Here is a 17,323-nt window from a genome sequence, read left to right as displayed (position 1 = left end):
GACACAGGGCTACTCATCGGTACCGGTCTGCTCTTCGCGCGAGCGCTCATCGGTACCGGGCGTGAGCAGCATGTCGGTGTTGTAGATGTCGGCGCCGTGTTCGCGTTCGGACAGCGCGAACGCCATGACGCTGCCGGCGTCGAGTTGGGCGGCCGCCTTCTCCTTGGCTTTGACGTTGTCGCTCTGCCAGATGGGGCCGAGCCCGAGGATCGTGACCTGCTCGGCGTACCAGTACGACAGCCCGTAGAAGCCGAGTATCTCGCTGAGGACCGCGTTGCGTGAGGTGTCCCAGCGCTTGTTCGGGTCGCCGCCGGCGAACTCCGACGGGGTCAGGAACGTGGCGAACAGTCGCTCACGACGGACGAAGTCCAGGAAGTCGGTCACCCACGTGGCCTCCAGGTCGTCACGCAGCAGGCGGGTCTTTCCCCGCTCTTCGAACCAGTCGATCAGGGACTGCAGCTGCCGCCGCGACTCCGCATCGAGGTGGTGCGGGTCGAAGCGGTTCGGGTCGAGCAGCAGTCGGGCGGTCGTCGGCATGCTCGAACTCTAGAGAAACCCGGGTCAGATGATCGCCGCTATGGCGCAGAACAGCCGGATCAGCCTCGATCGAAAAGGGCGTTGAGATTGAAAAGGGCGTTGAGGTTGAAAAGGGCGTTGAGGTTGAAAAGGGCGTTGAGACTGCAGCCACGGCGACGAAGTGCGAGTGGAAGCCGCGGTGAGCGCAGTATCAACGGAGCTCGTGGGCACTCGTGGGCACTCGTGAGCACTTGATCAACGGCACTCAGGCCGCGTGGACGTCGCGCAGACCCACCGCATTGGTCAGCCCGGAGCAGTTCACGCAGCCCACGCACCCGACGCAGCCCTCGCAGTTGACGCATCCGGCGCACACCTTGCAGCCACGGCACGCGACGCAGCCCAGGCAGGCCAGGCAGCCGGCGCACGCGATGGACAACACGGTCAGGATGCAGCCCGCGATGGCCGCACTGCCCGCGGTGGCGATCGAGCGGGCGACCGCGGCACTGCCTGCCGTGGCGACCGACCCGGCCACCCCCGCGCTCCCGGCGGTGGCAATCGAGCCCGCAACGCCGGCGCTCCCGGTGGTGGCGATGGACCCGGCGACTCCGGCGCTGCCCACTGTGACGAGCGAGCCCGCCACGCCGACGCTGTCGGACGTAGCGCGCGAACGCACCACGCCCGGGTCGTCGTCAGACTCGGTCACCGGCTTCACCTGATCTGCCTGCGCTCACCTGCGGAACAGCTTGTTTCCCAGCCACACGATCGGGTCGTACTTGCGGTCGGCCGCACGCTCTTTCATCGGGATCAGCGCGTTGTCGGTGATCTTGATGTGCTCGGGGCAGACCTCGGTGCAGCACTTGGTGATGTTGCAGTAGCCCAGGCCGTTCTCTTCCTGCGCCTGCTCAGCCCGCCGGCCGTGCACGTCCAGCGGATGCATGTCCAACTCGGCCTGGCGCATGAGGTAGCGCGGCCCGGAGAACGCTTCCTTGTTCTCCTCGTGGTCACGGTTGACGTGGCAGACGTTCTGGCACAGGAAGCACTCGATGCACTTGCGGAACTCCTGCGAGCGGTTCACGTCCTCCTGCGCCATCCGGTACTCGCCGGGCTGCAGGTCCTTCGGCGGGGTGAACGACGGGATCTCGCGCGCCTTCTCGTAGTTGAAGGACACATCGCACACCAGGTCCCGCATCACCGGGAAGGTTCGCATCGGGGTGACGGTGACGACCTCGTCCTCACCGAATGTGGACATCCGGGTCATGCACATCAGCCGGGGCCGGCCGTTGATCTCGGCCGAACACGACCCGCACTTGCCCGCCTTGCAGTTCCACCGCACCGCCAGGTCACCGGTCTGCGTCTGCTGCAGCCGGTGGATGATGTCGAGCACCACCTCGCCGTCGTTGACCTCGACGGTGTAGTCCTTGAGCTCGCCGCCGCTGGCGTCCCCGCGCCAGACCCGCATCTTCGCGTCGTATGCAGCCATGGCTTCAGCCCTTCCGTTGCGGGTGTTCGACGAGCTCGTCGTCGGTGTAGTACTTCTCGAGTTCGGAGAGCTCGAAACATTCGAGCAGGTCCGGTCGCATCGGCACCTGCCGTTGCTTCTCGACGGTGACGTCGGGGACCACCGGATCGTCGCCCTCGACGCGGCACGCCAGCAGGGCATTGCGCCACTGGGCGTCCATCTGGGGGTAGTCGTCGCGGGTGTGGCCGCCGCGGCTCTCGGTGCGGGTGATCGCCGACTTCGCGACCGACTCGCTGACCAGCAGCATGTTGCGCAGGTCCATCGCCAGATGCCAACCGGGGTTGAACTTGCGATCCCCTTCGACCTTGACGTTGCGGTAGCGCCGGCGCAGCTCCTGCAGTTTGTCCAGCGCCTCCTGCATCTCCTCGGACTTGCGGATGATGCCGACGAGGTTGTTCATCGTGTCCTGCATGTCCAGCTGCAGGGTGTACGGGTTCTCCGGTGCCGAGCCGTCGCCGGGGCCGTCGAACGGGGCCAGTGCCATCGCGGTGGCCTTCTCGACCGAATCGTCGCTGACCTTCGGACGGTCCGACATCGCCCGCACGTAGTCCGCCGCACCGAGGCCGGCGCGCCGGCCGAACACCAGCAGGTCCGACAGCGAGTTGCCGCCCAACCGGTTCGAGCCGTGCATGCCGCCGGCGCACTCGCCCGCGGCGAACAACCCGGGTGTCGCTGCGGCGCCGCTGTCCGGGTCGACCTCGATCCCGCCCATCACGTAATGGCAGGTCGGCCCGACCTCCATCTCGTCGGTGGTGATGTCCACCTCGGCGAGCTCGATGAACTGGTGATACATCGACGGCAGCCGGCGCTTGATCTCCTCGGACGACATCCGAGACGCGATGTCGAGGTAGACGCCACCGTGCGGGGTTCCGCGGCCTTCCTTGACCTCGGTGTTGATCGCCCGGGCGACCTCGTCGCGGGGCAGCAGGTCAGGGGTGCGCCGGGCGGAGTCGTTGTCCTTGAGCCATTTGTCGGCCTCCTCCTCGGTCTCGGCGTATTGGCCTTTGAAGACGTCGGGGATGTAGTCGAACATGAACCGCTTGCCCTCGGAGTTCTTCAACACTCCGCCGTCGCCGCGCACACCCTCCGTGACGAGGATGCCCTTGACCGACAGCGGCCAGACCATCCCGGTCGGGTGGAACTGGATGAACTCCATGTTGATCAGCGCCGAGCCGGCCCGCAGTGCCAGCGCATGGCCGTCGCCGGTGTACTCCCAGGAGTTCGAGGAGACCTTGTACGACTTGCCGATGCCGCCGGTGGCCAGCACCACCGCGGGCGCCTCGAACAGGACGAACTCGCCGGTCTCGCGGTAGTAGCCGAACGCGCCGGCGACCTTGCCGTTCTCCAGGATCAGCTCGGTGACGGCGACCTCGTGGAAGACCCGGATCCGGGCCTCGTAGTCGCCGAGTTCGGCCTTGTCCTCCTGCTGCAGCGACACGATCTTCTGCTGCAGCGTGCGGATGATCTCCAGGCCGGTGCGGTCACCGACGTGGGCCAGCCGCGGATAGGTGTGCCCACCGAAGTTGCGCTGGCTGATCTTGCCGTCCTTGGTGCGGTCGAACAGTGCGCCGTAGGTCTCCAGCTCCCACACCCGGTCGGGCGCTTCCTGCGCGTGCAGTTCGGCCATGCGCCAGTTGTTGAGGAACTTGCCGCCGCGCATGGTGTCACCGAAGTGCACCTGCCACGAGTCCTTGGTGTTGACGTTGCGCATGGCGGCCGCGCAGCCGCCCTCGGCCATGACGGTGTGCGCCTTGCCGAACAACGACTTGGTGATCACCGCGACCCGCAGACCGCGCTCGCGTGCCTCGATCACCGCGCGCAAACCAGCGCCGCCGGCACCGATCACGACGACGTCGTACTCGTGCCGTTCCAACTCACTCATCACAAATCACCCTCAACTAGTCCTGGAATTAAGTTGTCAGCCAATGAAACGCAGGTCGGGGAACCACCCGGCGGCCAGCGCCATCACGTAGAAATCGGTGAACATCAAGGTGCCGAGGGTGATCCACGCGAAGGTCTTGTGCCGGGTGTTGATCTTGCTGATCTGCGTCCAGAGCCAGTAGCGCACAGGGTGTTTGGAGAAGTGCTTGAGCCGGCCGCCGGCGACGTGGCGGCATGAGTGACACGACAACGTGTAGGCCCACAACAGCACGACGTTGGTGACCAGGACGACGTTGCCCAGGCCGAAACCGAAGCTGCCGTCTTCCTTGGTGAACGCCAGGATCGCGTCGTAGGTGTTGATGATCGAGATGATCGCGGCGATGTAGAAGAAGTACCGGTGGGTGTTCTGGATGATCAGCGGGAAGCGGGTCTCACCGGTGTAGGTGGCGTGCGGTTCGGCCACCGCGCACGCCGTGGGGGCCTGCCAGACGGTGCGGTAGTAGGCGCCGCGGTAGTAGTAGCAGGTCAGCCGGAACAGCAGCAGGAACGGTAGCGACAGCGCCGCATAGGGCAACCACCACACGTCCGGCAGGAACTGGCCGAAGTGGCTGGCCTCCGGGACGCAGCCGGTGCTCACACACGGTGAGTAGAACGGCGTCAGGTAGTGGTACTCGGGTACGTAGTACCAGTTCTGCATGAACGCCCGCACCGTCGCGTAGATGATGAACGCGGCGAAGCCGAGGTCGATGATGACGGGCGACTTCCACCAGTTGTCGGTGCGCAGCGTCCGCTGCGAAATCTGGGCACGACCAGGAGAGAAGACGCCGGTCGCGTTGCGGTCGGCGGCGGGTGCGCTCACATTTGCCTTTCGGTGTTCTTTTGTCCCACGTGCTCAGTGTGCCTCCTCGGGCACAGCGTGAGCTCAGCGCGTCCCGCCGAGGCCTTCGTCGTCGACGCCGCGCCAGAAGTCCGTGTCGTATTGCGTATCCGGGATCGGGATGCGCTCGGCGACGTGCTGATGGCGGGTCACCCCGCGCGCCAGCTCCAGTTCTTCTGCGTCGATGTCGAGTCGGTCGATATCGTTGAGGATGCGCTCGGCGTCATTGACGATGCGACGGGTGGCTGGGCTGTCCCCGTATCGCGACGCCAGCGATGTCACGCACCGCCGGAGGTTTCCGATGAGATCGTGAAGCTCGGCGAGTTCGGTGGTGCTGGACAAGTGACCTCCTTGGGCTGAAGGGTGTCAGGAATCACATTACGACACCCGATGCTAGCCACATCATCGAAGTAATGGTGAGACAGATCACTTTGACGGGCGGAGCGTATCGATGGGTCCTGAACGGCTGAAAGACGCAGCGGAGACGCTGTTGCGGATGCACACGCCGGGCGACCCCGTGATCCTGCCGACGGTGTGGGATGCGTGGTCGGCCCGGCTCGCCGTCGACGCCGGGTTCGACGCGTTGACGGTTGGCAGCCATCCGGTGGCGGACTCGATCGGCAAACCCGACAACGAGGGAATGTCGTTCGAGGAGCTGCTCGCCCGGGTCACGCAGATCACGACCGCGGTCGAGGTGCCGGTGTCGGTCGACATCGAGTCCGGCTATGCGCAGCCGCCTGCCCGGTTGATCGAGGGGCTGCTGTCCGCCGGTGCGGTGGGGCTCAACATCGAGGACACCGTCCACAGTGAGGGTGGTCGGCTGCGTTCGGCCGGTGAGCACGCCGAACTGGTCGACGCGCTGCGCGCCGCGGCCGCGGCGGCCGGCGTGCATGTCGTGATCAACGCCCGCACCGACCTGTTTCTCCGCGCCGACGGTGACGAGGCCGACCGGGTCGACCGTGCGATCGCCCGGCTGCGCCACGCCGCCGAGGCGGGTGCCGACGTGTTGTACCCCGTCGGGTTCCATGATCCGGATACGTTGCAGCGCTTGACGTCCGAGTTGCCGCTACCGGTGAACGCGATCGCCGATCCGGGCAAGGCGGACCCGTCGTCCTACGGTCCGCTGGGCGTGGCGCGCATCAGCTTCGGGCCGCTGTGGCAGGCGGCGCTCGCCGAACGGGCGACCGAGATCCTCGGGCGCTGGATCTGAAGGACGGCTCAGTCCGTCTCGACGATCAGTACCTCGGTCTTGGCCCGCTTGCGCACCAGGCGTGGCACCGATCCGACGAGCCGTCCGACCATCGAGTTCATCCCGACGCTGCCCACCACCAGCAGGTCGGCGTCGAGATCCTCGGCGAGTGCCACCAGCGCGTCGGCGGGCGCACCCTCGACGGCTCGCTCTTCGACGTCCTGTGCGCCGGCTTTCCTGGCCCGTGACGACGCGTCGCGCAGCAGGTCGTAGACCGGCGCATTGCCCGTCGTCCGGTAGCGCTCGTCGCGGGGCTGGTCGGGGTCGGGAGCCCCGGAGGGGTGATGGTCGGCCTGGTACGCCGAGGCGACCACCAACCGGGCGTTGGACTCTGCGGCCAGGCCGGCGGCCTTCTCGACCGCGCGGATGGACGTCTCGGAGCCGTCGGTTCCGACGATGATCACGCGATGATCCGGCACAACGCACCTCTTCAGTAAACAAGTGTTCTTACTTCATGGTAATGAATACCGCACGGTGGGCCGGGAGGGGGCTGTTGTCGAGAAATCTGCCGTTGAGCCGGCTGTGTGGTCGATCGCTCGGCGCCCGCGTACAACCGTCATCGCCCGGCGCCCGCACAACCGTCATCGCCCGGCGCTGGCGCACTCTCCTCACCACACCGGACAGACGCGCAGGCAGATCCGCATCCGAGGGGGCGCGACGGCCGGTCAGCCGAACTGGCCCACCGCGAATCCGGCGAGCAACACGGCGAACCCGCCGACCTCGCCGATGATCAGTGCGGCCATCGCCAGCCGGATCTTGGTGTCGACGTGCTCGAACTGATTGGTGGTGTCGCGGCGGAGGCCGTGGACGACGTAGGTCGCGATCGCTGCCACGAAGAAGAACACCACCACCGCGGCGGCGGCCAGATTGACCGCTGCCGGCCAGGCGCTGAGCTCGACGAACACGGCCAGCAGCATGGTCGCGAACGAGTAGAGCAGCGCCGCGCGGTGCGCGATGTCGACGTAGGGGTGTGCCAGATGCGTCGGGCTGGTCGCCATCTGGCGGTACTTCCAGATCCCGAGGATCAGAGCCCAGGCGAAGATCAGCCCGGAGGCGAGCACGGTCAGCGTCGTGTCGATGCCCAGTCTCGTATCCATGGCGGCAACACAGTAACCGGTGGGAGCCGCTGGCTCCCACCGGTTCTGCGTCGGAGTTACCTGCTTTCGATCGCGATGCGATGCGCGTCGGCGCTCGTGTGGGCTCCGGCCACGCGAACGGTCAGCACGCCGGCGTCGTAGGCCGCCGATACGGCGTCCCCGGTGACGTGGGCGGGTAGTCCGAACGAGCGGTGGAACGAGCCGTAGCGCACTTCGCTGAACCTGCGGTGGCCCTCGGCGTCCTCCTCGGTTCGTTCGTCACGGCGTTCGCCCTTGATGGCCAGTCGGCCCTTGTCGATCTCGACGGTGACGTCCTTGTCGACGTCGACGCCGGGCAGATCCACCCGGATCACGGCGTCCTCACCGTCTCTGGTGACCTCGACGGCCGGGTTGATGCCGCTGGCCCAATCGCCGGCGGCAGGGCCGAAGAAGTCGCGGACCCAGCGGTCGGTGTTCCACGGCGTCAGCGCCGGCCGCGACCACAGTGATACTGCATGTGCCATTGTCGTCATCTCCTCGAGTCGTGACCGGCTCGGGCGCCGGTTCGTTCACCCTGTAGAACTTGAGCGGACCACGCTCATGTTCCGGATGGGGTTTCGCTCTGAGCGAAGGTCCTCACAGGTCGTCGCGAGCCCACGTGAGCAAGCTGTGATGACCGCTTCACAGGAGGCGACACGGCGGCAATATCGGCTTCGTAGGTTCAGCTCCATGGCTGCCACATCACATGTCGTGGTCGTCGGCCACGGGATGGTCGGCCACCGTTTTGTCGAGGCGCTACGCTCCCGCGACGCCGAGGGCAGGTGGCGGATTACCGTGCTCGCCGAGGAGCGCGACGCCGCGTACGACCGCGTCGGCCTCACCGGGTACACCGAGCACTGGGACCGCACCCGGCTCGCGCTGCCCGGCAACGAGTACGCCGGCGACTCCTCGGTCGAGCTGCGGCTGGACTCCCGGGTCGTCGACATCGACCGGCACGCCAGGACTGTCGTCACCGCCGACGGTTCCCGGATCGGTTACGACGCCCTGGTGCTGGCCACCGGTTCCTCAGCGTTCGTCCCCCCGGTCCCGGGCCGCGACCTGCCCTGCTGCCACGTCTACCGCACCCTCGACGACCTCGACGCGATCCACGCCGACGCCCAGCGGACCCTGGCCGCCGGGCACACCGATGCCGGAGTCGTGATCGGCGGCGGCCTACTCGGTCTGGAAGCGGCGAATGCGCTGCGCTCCTTCGGTGTGACGGCCCACGTCGTCGAGATGGCGCCGCGCCTGATGGCCCAGCAGCTCGACGAGGCCGGCGGCGCCCTGCTGGGCCGGATGATCGGCGACCTCGGTATCGCCGTGCACACCGGCGTGAGCACCGAGTCCATCGCACCGGCCCAACGCAACCGCCCGCTGCGGCGGTCGGCCGACAGCGACTCGGTGCACGTGACGCTCAGCGACGGGACCGTCATCGACGCCGGCCTGGTTGTCTTCGCGGCCGGGGTGCGACCCCGCGACGAGCTGGCCCGCGCCTGCGGGCTGCAGCTCGCCGAGCGGGGCGGTGTGCTGACCGACCTGGCCTGTGTCACCGACGATCCCAGCGTGTATGCCATCGGTGAGGTGGCCGCGATCGAAGGCCGGTGCTACGGCCTGGTCGGTCCCGGCTACACCAGCGCCGAGGTGGTCGCCGACCGACTGCTCGGCGGGGGTGCGGACTTCCCCGAAGCCGACATGTCCACCAAGCTCAAGCTTCTCGGCGTCGACGTGGCCAGCTTCGGCGACGCGATGGGCGTCACCCCGGACTGCCTGGAGGTCGTCGTCAACGACGCGGTGGGGCAGACCTACGCCAAGCTCGTGCTGTCCGACGACGTGAAGACGTTGCTGGGAGGCATTCTCGTCGGTGACGCATCGGCGTACGGGATCCTGCGTCCGATGGTCGGCGAGCAGCTGCCCGGCGACCCGATGGCGTTGATCGCCCCGACTGGGACATCCAGCGGGTCAACAGGTCTCGGCGTCGGCGCGCTTTCGGAGGCGGCCCAGATCTGCTCCTGCAACAACGTTACCAAGGGTGATCTCACCGGCGCGATCGCCCAGGGCTGCCACGACGTGCCCGCGCTGAAGACCTGCACCCAGGCAGGCACCAGCTGTGGTTCGTGCGTGCCGCTGCTCAAGCAGCTGCTCGAAGCCGAAGGCGTCGCGCAGTCCAAGGCGCTGTGCGAGCACTTCAGCAATTCGCGAGCCGAGCTGTTCGAGATCGTCTCGGCCACCACGATTCGGACCTTCTCGGGTCTGATCGAACGGTTCGGCACCGGAAAGGGTTGCGACATTTGCAAACCCGTCGTCGCGTCGATCCTGGCCTCGACCAGTTCGGAGCACATTCTCGACGGCGAACAGGCGTCGCTGCAGGACTCCAACGACCACTTCCTGGCCAACATCCAGCGCAACGGCAGCTATTCGGTGGTGCCCCGCGTGCCGGGCGGTGACATCACCCCCGACCACCTCATCCTGATCGGCGAGATCGCCAAGGAATTCGACCTCTACACCAAGATCACCGGCGGCCAGCGCATCGATTTGTTCGGTGCGCGCGTCGACCAGCTGCCCGAGATCTGGCGGCGCCTGGTCGAGGGCGGCATGGAATCCGGACACGCCTACGGCAAGGCGCTGCGCACCGTGAAGAGCTGCGTCGGCAGCGACTGGTGCCGGTACGGGCAACAGGATTCGGTGCAGATGGCCATCAACCTCGAGCTGCGCTATCGCGGTCTGCGCGCCCCCCACAAGATCAAGATGGGGGTGTCCGGATGTGCGCGGGAATGTGCGGAGGCCCGCGGCAAGGACGTCGGCGTCATCGCCACCGAAACCGGGTGGAACCTCTACGTGGGCGGCAACGGCGGGATGACACCGCGCCACGCCGAGCTGCTCGCCGGTGACCTCGACGACGAGACACTGGTCCGCTACGTCGACCGCTTCCTGATGTTCTACATCCGCACGGCTGATCGGCTGCAGCGCACCGCGCCATGGGTCGAGGAGCTCGGCCTCGACCACGTGCGTGAGGTGGTGTGCGACGACTCGCTGGGGTTGGCCGCCGAGTTCGAGGCGGCCGTGGAGCGCCACGTCGAGGGCTACGCCTGTGAGTGGAAAGGCGTGCTCGAAGACCCCGACAAGCTGTCCCGGTTCGTGTCGTTCGTGAATGCACCGGACGTCGTCGACCCGACGGTGACGTTCACCGAGCGGTCCGGGCGGCGGGTGCCCACCGACATCGGTATGCCGAAGATCGGTGGGTGAGAGACGATGACGCTGCTGGGTGACGTCACCGTGTGGACGACCGCGTGCCCGTACGACCGGCTGCTGCCCAACCGTGGTGTCGGCGTGCTGCTTCCTGACGGTGTGCAGGCCGCGCTGTTCCGGCTCGACGACGGATCGTTACGCGCGGTCGGCAACATCGACCCGTTCTCGGGAGCCGCGGTGATGTCGCGCGGCATCGTCGGCGATCGCGGCGGGCGCCCCACCGTCCAGTCGCCGATCAAGAAGCAGGCGTTCGCGCTCGACGACGGGCGCTGTCTCGACGACCCAGATCGCAGCCTGCCCGTGTACGCCACCCGGCTCACCCCCGACGGTGACGTCCAGGTCGGCTCCTGATCCACCGCGAGACCTCCGCGAACGTGCGTTCCCTGTAGCTCGACAGCGTTGTCGACTACAGGGAATGCACGTTCGCGGCTGGGGCCCCCGGCCGGGGCCCGGGCGTTGTCCGTTCGAGACCAAAGTGAGGACTTTCGGCCCACGACGCGGCCACCGGCGCTGCCTACCGTGGTGGCCATGACCTACGTGATCGGCAGCGCATGCGTGGACATCGTGGACAAGTCCTGCATGCAGGAATGCCCGGCGGACTGCATCTACGAAGGCGACCGCGCCATGTACATCAACCCCAACGAATGTGTGGACTGCGGCGCCTGCCGGCTGGCCTGCCGGGTGGAGGCGATCTACTACGAGACCGACCTGCCCGACGAGGAGGCCCAGTACCTCGAGGACAACGCCGCGTTCTTCACCATGACGCTGCCGGGTCGCGATGCGCCGCTGGGTGATCCGGGCGGGGCGCTGAGCCTGGGTCGGGTCGGGGCCGACACCCCGCTGGTCGCGAGCCTGCCGCCGTCAACGACCCCGCATCCCTGAGAACTCTGCACCGGCCCGCTGGAAGCGGTTGCTGATCAGCCGGGTGATCCCCGGGTGCGTGCCCAACGGATCGGTGACGAGGTCGGCGCCGCTGGCGCGCAGCCGGTCCTGGAACAGCCCCTCCGACAGCAGGTAGGACGCCACCACGACGCGGCGGCGGCGGCGGGCGCGGGCGGCGGCGACGGCCTCGGCGACGCGGGGTTCGCCGGTGGCGGCGAATGCCAGCTCGACCCGCGAGCCGAGGACCGCCGACAGTGCGGCGGCCGTCGTGTGCAGATCGCGCATCGCATCCGGATCCGAGGTTCCCGCCGCGCCCAGGATGACGGAATCACCCGGACGCCAACCTGTTTCGAGTAGCCGATCGACCAGGACACGGATCAGTGCAGGGTCGGGCCCGAGGGCGGCGGTGACGGTGACGTCGGGGTGGCCGCTGTCGGCGACGTGGGCGGGGATGTCGCGGCGGACGTGATAGCCACGCGCCAGGAACGCCGGCACCAGCACGGCGGTCCGATCGGTGGCGGCGCTGAGCAGTTCGGTCGGAGTGGGGCCCAGGACATCGACGAACGCGACGTGCACCGGCCGGTCCAGGGTCTGTGCCACCCGATCGGCGAGATCGCCGATGAGCGAGACCCCGCGGGACACCCGCGTGCCGTGGGCGACCAGCACGAAGCTCACGAGGCGAACGCCTCGTCGACGGGCAGCCGGTAGCCGCGCTTGACGACGGTGGCCACCATCTTCTTGTCGCCCAGCGCGGTGCGCAGCCGCAGCACGGCAGTCTCCACCGCATGGGTGTCGGTGCTGCTTCCCGGCAGCGCCCGCAGCAGATCCGCTCGCGACACCACGGTGCCGGGCCGCAGCGCCAGCGCCCGGATGGTCGCCATGGCCGCCGGCGACATCGTCCTGACCGCGCCGTCGACCAGCACGCAGTTGCCGCGGATCTCGAGCAGATGGCCCGCCACCCGCACGGTCCGGGATTGCAGCAGCGGCAGTTCGTCGGTGATGTGGCGGGCCAGCGCGCCCAGCCGCATCCGTTCGGGGGCCGAGGTGGGCACACCGAGACGGACCAGAGGCCGGGCGGTGACCGGACCGACGCACATCGCGTGCACGCCACCGCGCAGCGCCGAGAGCACCTCGGCTCCCAGGCCCATCTCACCCGCGCGCATCAGCACCGACGCGACGGCGGGGGCCGAGGTGAAGCTCACCGCGTCGAATTTCTCCTCGGCGATGCCGGCGACCAACTGGTCGAAGTCCCCGTTGCGGGGCGCCGGATGCCACCGGTACACCCTGATCGGCACGACTTCGGCGCCGGCTGCGCGCAGCTCGTCGAGGAACTCCGGGAACGGATCCCAGTCGTCGGTCGCGCCGTGCAGTTGCACCGCGATGCGCGCACCCGCGATCCCGCCTTCGAGCAGGTAGTGCAGCACCTCGCGCGAGGATTCCGAGTCCGGCGACCATTCCTCGGGCAGGCCGCCCGCGCGCAATGCGCCAGTGGCTTTGGGGCCCCGTGAGACGACGCGGGCCTTGCTAAGCGCGTCGGTCAGCGCGGTGGCCACGCCCCAGCCGTCCGCCGCCGACATCCAGCCACGGAACCCGATGCCGGTGGTGGCGATGACGATGTCGGGCGGCGAGTCGATCAGCGACGCCGTGTTCTGCTGCAGCTCGTCGTCGTCGGGTAGCGGCACCATCTCGATGGCGGCGGCGCTGGTGACGGTGGCACCACGACGCCGCAGCAGCGTGGCGAGTTCGTCGGCCCGCCGCGCTGATGTCACCGCCACCCGAAACCCGGTGAGCGGTGAGAAGTCCGGCTCACTCATGCGTTCTGTCTATTGGCGCGATGTTTCATGCTGATTAAGCGGTGATTGCCCGGTCGTGTCGCGCCCGCTCAGGCCGTGAATTTCCGCTCACCGTCATCGCCTCCGGCATGTGAGCTCGGCTCACCAGACATCTCCGGCGCGCCAGTCGCAGGTCAGGGCGACGTCGGGGTCCAGCTCGACCCCCGCGGGCAGCTGCGCGGGCAGGACCATCACCGAGCCGTCGTCGTCGGGTGTCGGGGTCAGCCCGGCTGGGGAGAGGACCGAGGTCGGCCCCCGCCACGCGAGCCACCCGCGACTGACGTACACCGGCCTGCCCAGCTCCGTCGCGCTCAGCGCCCCCAGGTGGTAGCCGCCGCGGATCACCTGCTCGGCGGCGTCCATCAGGGCGGTACCCAGCCCTTGGCCGCGCTGGTCCTCCCGCACGGCGACGGCCTCGACATAGCCGCACCGCAGCACGGTGTCGCGGTAGAGCAGGCGACGCAGGACCACCGCGGCGTGCCCGATCAGCGCCCCGCGCCAGCAGATGACGGCGTGCATGCCGCCGAGGGCGTGGTCCCAGTCGTCGTCGGTGAACCCACCGTCGAACGCCTCCATCACCATGGCGCGGGCGTGCTCACGGGTCTCGTCGTCGAGGTCCGCGGTGTGGACGAGACGTGCGCGCACACCTCCGGTTCTACCAGCGCCCGCCCCGACGCGCCGGAAACGCACGCCGGCGAACCGCGCGCCGGTGCGCGCGACCGGGACGGTGTCGGCGCACCGCAGCCGGGCGATGACAGCGGCGACCCTCAGTGCTCGGACGGGCGGCGCGGCCGCGACCAGTGCAGCCGGACTGTCTGCCCGGGGCGTGCCTGGGCGAGCCGGTCGATGTCGTCGTCCACCACGACCCCGACGACCGGGTAGCCGCCGGTGACCGGGTGATCGGGCCCGAGGATCACCGGGAAACCGTTGGGCGGGACCTGGATGGCGCCGCGGGTGGCGCCCTCGCTGGGCAGCTGACGGTCGGGTCGGCGGTACTCCAGCGGCATCCCGACCAACCGGATCCCCACCCGGTCGCTGCGGTTGGTGACCTGCCAGTTGGTGCGCACCAGGATGTCGGCGTCGGCGAACCAGTCGTCGCGGGGGCCGGGCACCACCGCCAGCTCGAGCACGTCATCGACGGGCGCGGCCACCGGTGCCTGGTCGACCTCCGGGAAGTCGGCGGTGTGTGCGCCGACCGGCAGGACGTCGCCGGGGCGCAGCGGCAACGGCCCGATCGCCGACATCACGTCGTAGCTGCGCGAACCGAGTACCGGCTCGACATCGACGCCGCCGCGCACGGCCAGGTAGGAGCGCAGGCCCGAACGCGGCGGGTGCAGCGAGATGACCTCGCCGTCGTGGACGTAGTGGATGCTGTTTGAGCCGAAGGGGATTCCGTCGGCAGCCGGGTCGGTGTCCGCGCCGGTCACTGCGATGGCGATTCCTTCCTCGCCTGCCCCGCCGTGCACGCGGGCGGTGAAGCCGCCCATGGTCACCTCGACGGTGGCCCGGTCGCCCGGGTTGGCGACCAGACGGTTGGCCAGCGTGTGGGAGCGCCGGTCGGCCGCGCCGGAGCGGGTCACGCCGAGATGCGACAGACCGGCCCGGCCCAGGTCCTGCACGAGCGCGAGCGGACCGGTCTGGAGAACTTCCAGGGTGACGCTCATGGCTGCACCGCCCGGAACTGCACCCACATGCCCGGCATCAGCAGGGCGGGATCGGCGCGTTTGATGTCCCACAACGTCGCCGACGTCCGGCCGATCAGCTGCCAACCCCCGGGGGACTCGCGTGGGTAGATCCCGCTGAACTCGCCGGCCAGGCCGACCGAGCCGACGGGAACCTTGGTGCGCGGATCCGTGCGCCGCGGTACGGCCAGGCGATCGTCTCCGCCCACCAGGTAGGCGAAGCCCGGTGCGAAGCCGCTGAAGCCGACCCGCCACGGTGTGCCGGTGTGGGCGGCGACGACCTGGTCGACGTCCAGCCCGGTCAGCCGTGCCACCTCGTCGAGGTCGGCGCCGTCGTAGACGACGTCGATCACGACGTCGGCGCGGCCCTCGGGAGGGGCGGCGGCGTGGACGCTCTCGTCGGTGGGGCGGACCGTGCCCAGGCGCTGCCGGGTGGGCGCCTGGTACTCGACCCCGGCAAGCTTGATCAACACGGTGCGGGCGGCCGGCACGAGGTCGTCCACGCCGGGTAGCTCGGCGGCGCGCAGCGTCTCGGTCCAGGCCAGGACCTCGGCGGTGCTGTCGCATTCGAGCAGCAGCGCGCGGTCACCGTAATCGCGGATCCCCACGTCGCCGGTGCGCATCGCGTCCTTCGCGTCGGCTGTCACGCTCATGCCCCAAAGCTACCGCCGAGTAGCTTGGAAAGCGCCCGGTCGGCGCAGCTCTGGGACTCTTGCCAGAGCGGTCTTAACGAGAACTCAACCTGCGAGCTGATAGGTCGGCTCGCGCCGCTTGATCGCCGCGATCACGCGGTAGGTGATCGGCAGCATCACGACCTCGATCGCGGTCTTGTACACCCAGCCCTGGGCGGTGTACGTGGCGAAGTCGCCGAACGTCGAGATGCCGATCGCGCTGGCGGCGATCGCGCAGAACACCACGGTGTCACCCAATTGACCGACGAACGTGGAGCCGATCAGCCGCGCCCACAAGTGCTTCTCCTTGGTGCGCTCCTTGATCAGCACCACCACCCAGGCATTGAGCGTCTGGCCGACGATGAAACCGGCCAGGCCCGCGATGATCAGGGCCGTATAGGCGCCGACGACGTTCTCGAAGTGTTCCTGGTTGGGATAGAAGTCGGCCGCCGGCAGATACACCGTCGCCCAGAACGCGGCCGCGGCCAGCGCGTTCATCGCGAAGCCGGTGTAGATGGCCCGCCGCGCCGCCTTGAATCCGTAGACCTCCGACAGCACGTCACCGATGACATAGGTCAGCGGGAACACGATGAATCCGCCATCGGTGATGATCGGGCCGAACTCGACACCCTTGGTGGCGGTGACGTTGGAGATGATGACCAGCGCGGTGAAGACGGCGACGAGCACCGGATAGTAGGCCGAACCCACCCGAGCGAAGACGGCGTGCTCGTGGTCGACGGTTCCGGGGCTGGTCACGCAGTCATTAGATCAGTTCAGCGCAGCGGCGATCATCGGCGGCAACCTGTCGGCGACCACCGGCCACGACAACGTGGAGGCGTAGGCGATGGCTCCGGCGAGCTCCTTGTCGGTGAACACGTGGCGCTCTCGGTTGGTCGCGGACAGGGCGGCGATGACCGGGTCGGCGAGCAGCGCACCCTGCTCCTCGGGGCTCTCGGTGGTCCAGATCAGCACGTCTGCCGAATCGAGAACGTCGGCGATGCGGTCGCGGGGGATCAGTGGCTCGGCGGGGTCGGCAAGGGTCAATCCCATCTGGGTCAGGAACTCTCGCCGCCACGGCGGGCCGGTGACCCGCACGGCACCGCGCGTCAACCGGCCGTCGAGCAGGAGTACCGACGCGCCGGAGAACTGCGGATTGGCTTCTTTGACCTGCGTGAAGCGGGCCTCGACCCCGGAGATGAGCGCGGCCATGTCGTCGCGGCGGAACACCGCCTGGCCGATCGCGGTGGCCTGATCGCGCCACGGCTCGAAGAACGCCGCCGAGCCGGACTGCGGCAGCGTCGGCGCGATCTCGCCGAGCCGGCAGTAGGTCTCCTCGTCGAGGCCGGCGTCGGTGGCGACGATCAGGTCGGGCCGCAGCCCGGCGATCTGATCGACCTGGACGCCGTCGGCCAGACTGAGCACGACAGGCTGGGCACCGCCGAGACGGGCCTGCGCCCATGGCCACACCCCGTACGGTTCGTCGCCGAACCAGTCGGTGACCGCCACCGGCACCACACCGAGTGCGAGCAGGTCGTCGGCGTCGGTCAGGCCGGCGCTGACGACCCGGGTCGGGGGCGCCGGGATGCGCGTCTCCCCGAAGGCATGGGCGACGGTGACCGATCCGTCGTCGGCGACGGTCCCCGGTGGCTCGGGTGCGCACGCGGTGACGACGGCCGCTCCCGCGGCCATCGTGAAGAGGCCACGGCGGGACCACATCTCGTGACTGGGGGAGTCGATCAGGGAACGGGCGCCGGGATCGGCATCGGCGGCCAGATCGGCGGGGGCGCCGACGCGGGCACCGGCGGCGAGCCGGGCGCCGGCGGCGGGGGTGCGGCGGGTGGTCCGTACGGGGC

19 protein-coding genes and 1 pseudogene are annotated in these 17,323 nt (G+C 68.6%); 4 read left to right on the top strand and 16 right to left on the bottom strand.

The window, feature by feature from the left end:
- Window positions 1-51 precede the first annotated feature (51 nt).
- From J3476_RS26825 to J3476_RS26800, 6 genes and pseudogenes are all read right to left on the bottom strand, one after another.
- Window positions 52-537, bottom strand: a pseudogene (locus J3476_RS26825) (acyl-CoA dehydrogenase); the annotation flags it as partial.
- A gap of 244 nt (window positions 538-781) precedes the next feature.
- The gene (locus J3476_RS26820; RefSeq protein WP_373889137.1) at window positions 782-1,192 is read right to left on the bottom strand and encodes a hypothetical protein; all 411 of its coding nucleotides are present in this window, start codon (window positions 1,190-1,192) and stop codon (window positions 782-784) included.
- 51 nt (window positions 1,193-1,243) lie between these two features.
- Window positions 1,244-1,996 carry a succinate dehydrogenase/fumarate reductase iron-sulfur subunit gene (locus tag J3476_RS26815; RefSeq protein WP_207069319.1) on the bottom strand — a complete coding sequence of 251 codons (753 nt, stop codon included), beginning with the start codon at window positions 1,994-1,996 and terminating at the stop codon, window positions 1,244-1,246.
- A gap of 4 nt (window positions 1,997-2,000) precedes the next feature.
- Entirely contained in the window at window positions 2,001-3,917 is a 1,917-nt protein-coding gene (locus J3476_RS26810) for a fumarate reductase/succinate dehydrogenase flavoprotein subunit (RefSeq protein ID WP_207069318.1), read from the bottom strand.
- A 36-nt stretch (window positions 3,918-3,953) separates the two neighbouring features.
- Entirely contained in the window at window positions 3,954-4,775 is an 822-nt protein-coding gene (locus tag J3476_RS26805; protein WP_207069317.1) for a hypothetical protein, read from the bottom strand.
- A gap of 63 nt (window positions 4,776-4,838) precedes the next feature.
- The gene (locus J3476_RS26800; protein WP_152515049.1) at window positions 4,839-5,135 is read right to left on the bottom strand and encodes a hypothetical protein; all 297 of its coding nucleotides are present in this window, start codon (window positions 5,133-5,135) and stop codon (window positions 4,839-4,841) included.
- 109 nt (window positions 5,136-5,244) lie between these two features.
- On the opposite strand from J3476_RS26800, the gene J3476_RS26795 reads away from it, so the two are divergent.
- Window positions 5,245-6,003: an isocitrate lyase/phosphoenolpyruvate mutase family protein gene (locus J3476_RS26795; RefSeq protein WP_207069316.1), complete on the top strand. Its 759-nt coding sequence runs from the start codon at window positions 5,245-5,247 to the stop codon at window positions 6,001-6,003.
- Between the two features lie 8 nt (window positions 6,004-6,011).
- Here the strand turns inward: J3476_RS26795 and J3476_RS26790 are convergent, their stop codons facing one another.
- The 3 genes from J3476_RS26790 to J3476_RS26780 all read right to left on the bottom strand — a co-directional run bounded on the left by J3476_RS26790 (window position 6,012) and on the right by J3476_RS26780 (window position 7,642).
- Window positions 6,012-6,461, bottom strand: a complete 450-nt coding sequence (locus J3476_RS26790) for a universal stress protein (protein ID WP_207069315.1) — start codon at window positions 6,459-6,461, stop codon at window positions 6,012-6,014.
- A 246-nt stretch (window positions 6,462-6,707) separates the two neighbouring features.
- Window positions 6,708-7,139 (bottom strand): hypothetical protein, encoded by a 432-nt coding sequence (locus J3476_RS26785; RefSeq protein ID WP_207069314.1) that lies wholly within the window; start codon window positions 7,137-7,139, stop codon window positions 6,708-6,710.
- 56 nt (window positions 7,140-7,195) lie between these two features.
- Window positions 7,196-7,642: an Hsp20/alpha crystallin family protein gene (locus J3476_RS26780; RefSeq protein WP_373889136.1), complete on the bottom strand. Its 447-nt coding sequence runs from the start codon at window positions 7,640-7,642 to the stop codon at window positions 7,196-7,198.
- 205 nt (window positions 7,643-7,847) lie between these two features.
- Here J3476_RS26780 and nirB point away from each other — a divergent pair, with 205 nt between their 5' ends.
- The 3 genes from nirB (at window position 7,848) to fdxA (ending at window position 11,285) form a co-directional block, all read left to right on the top strand.
- Window positions 7,848-10,400, top strand: coding sequence for a nitrite reductase large subunit NirB (nirB, locus tag J3476_RS26775; protein WP_207069312.1), 2,553 nt, complete (start codon window positions 7,848-7,850; stop codon window positions 10,398-10,400).
- A gap of 6 nt (window positions 10,401-10,406) precedes the next feature.
- Window positions 10,407-10,754: a nitrite reductase small subunit NirD gene (nirD, locus tag J3476_RS26770; protein WP_207069311.1), complete on the top strand. Its 348-nt coding sequence runs from the start codon at window positions 10,407-10,409 to the stop codon at window positions 10,752-10,754.
- 177 nt (window positions 10,755-10,931) lie between these two features.
- Complete coding sequence (gene fdxA / locus J3476_RS26765; protein WP_163672692.1) at window positions 10,932-11,285, top strand: ferredoxin; 354 nt, start codon at window positions 10,932-10,934, stop codon at window positions 11,283-11,285.
- On the opposite strand, the gene J3476_RS26760 is transcribed toward fdxA, so the two are convergent.
- The 7 genes from J3476_RS26760 to J3476_RS26730 all read right to left on the bottom strand — a co-directional run bounded on the left by J3476_RS26760 (window position 11,265) and on the right by J3476_RS26730 (window position 17,186).
- A complete protein-coding gene (locus J3476_RS26760; protein ID WP_207069310.1) occupies window positions 11,265-11,960 on the bottom strand; it encodes a sirohydrochlorin chelatase in 696 nt (231 codons plus the stop codon). The genes fdxA and J3476_RS26760 overlap by 21 nt on opposite strands.
- Window positions 11,957-13,099 (bottom strand): uroporphyrinogen-III synthase, encoded by a 1,143-nt coding sequence (locus J3476_RS26755; protein WP_207069309.1) that lies wholly within the window; start codon window positions 13,097-13,099, stop codon window positions 11,957-11,959. The genes J3476_RS26760 and J3476_RS26755 overlap by 4 nt, the downstream gene beginning before the upstream one ends.
- Before the next feature lie 120 nt (window positions 13,100-13,219).
- Entirely contained in the window at window positions 13,220-13,807 is a 588-nt protein-coding gene (locus J3476_RS26750; protein WP_286183830.1) for a GNAT family N-acetyltransferase, read from the bottom strand.
- Between the two features lie 77 nt (window positions 13,808-13,884).
- The gene (locus tag J3476_RS26745; RefSeq protein ID WP_207069307.1) at window positions 13,885-14,781 is read right to left on the bottom strand and encodes a 5-oxoprolinase/urea amidolyase family protein; all 897 of its coding nucleotides are present in this window, start codon (window positions 14,779-14,781) and stop codon (window positions 13,885-13,887) included.
- On the bottom strand, window positions 14,778-15,452 hold the full coding sequence (locus tag J3476_RS26740) for an allophanate hydrolase subunit 1 (protein WP_207069306.1): 675 nt from the start codon (window positions 15,450-15,452) through the stop codon (window positions 14,778-14,780). Before J3476_RS26740 ends, J3476_RS26745 begins: the two co-directional genes overlap by 4 nt.
- An 84-nt stretch (window positions 15,453-15,536) precedes the next feature.
- Window positions 15,537-16,226, bottom strand: coding sequence for a queuosine precursor transporter (locus tag J3476_RS26735; RefSeq protein ID WP_207069305.1), 690 nt, complete (start codon window positions 16,224-16,226; stop codon window positions 15,537-15,539).
- 12 nt (window positions 16,227-16,238) lie between these two features.
- Complete coding sequence (locus tag J3476_RS26730) at window positions 16,239-17,186, bottom strand: ABC transporter substrate-binding protein (RefSeq protein WP_207069321.1); 948 nt, start codon at window positions 17,184-17,186, stop codon at window positions 16,239-16,241.
- Window positions 17,187-17,323: the final 137 nt, after the last annotated feature.

The sequence above is a fragment of the Mycobacterium sp. PO1 genome (assembly GCF_017312405.1).
Lineage (GTDB): Bacteria > Actinomycetota > Actinomycetes > Mycobacteriales > Mycobacteriaceae > Mycobacterium.
Note: the sequence above shows the minus strand (reverse complement) of the source record. Positions and strands in the feature narration are given on the sequence as shown.

Coding starts and splice junctions, on each gene's coding strand:
- J3476_RS26815 (WP_207069319.1), bottom strand. CDS start 1,996: ATGGCTGCATACGACGCGAAGATGCGGGTCTGGCGCGGGGACGCCAGC.
- J3476_RS26810 (WP_207069318.1), bottom strand. CDS start 3,917: ATGAGTGAGTTGGAACGGCACGAGTACGACGTCGTCGTGATCGGTGCC.
- J3476_RS26795 (WP_207069316.1), top strand. CDS start 5,245: ATGGGTCCTGAACGGCTGAAAGACGCAGCGGAGACGCTGTTGCGGATG.
- J3476_RS26785 (WP_207069314.1), bottom strand. CDS start 7,139: ATGGATACGAGACTGGGCATCGACACGACGCTGACCGTGCTCGCCTCC.
- J3476_RS26780 (WP_373889136.1), bottom strand. CDS start 7,642: ATGGCACATGCAGTATCACTGTGGTCGCGGCCGGCGCTGACGCCGTGG.
- nirB (WP_207069312.1), top strand. CDS start 7,848: ATGGCTGCCACATCACATGTCGTGGTCGTCGGCCACGGGATGGTCGGC.
- nirD (WP_207069311.1), top strand. CDS start 10,407: ATGACGCTGCTGGGTGACGTCACCGTGTGGACGACCGCGTGCCCGTAC.
- fdxA (WP_163672692.1), top strand. CDS start 10,932: ATGACCTACGTGATCGGCAGCGCATGCGTGGACATCGTGGACAAGTCC.
- J3476_RS26755 (WP_207069309.1), bottom strand. CDS start 13,099: ATGAGTGAGCCGGACTTCTCACCGCTCACCGGGTTTCGGGTGGCGGTG.
- J3476_RS26745 (WP_207069307.1), bottom strand. CDS start 14,781: ATGAGCGTCACCCTGGAAGTTCTCCAGACCGGTCCGCTCGCGCTCGTG.
- J3476_RS26740 (WP_207069306.1), bottom strand. CDS start 15,452: ATGAGCGTGACAGCCGACGCGAAGGACGCGATGCGCACCGGCGACGTG.
- J3476_RS26730 (WP_207069321.1), bottom strand. CDS start 17,186: ATGTGGTCCCGCCGTGGCCTCTTCACGATGGCCGCGGGAGCGGCCGTC.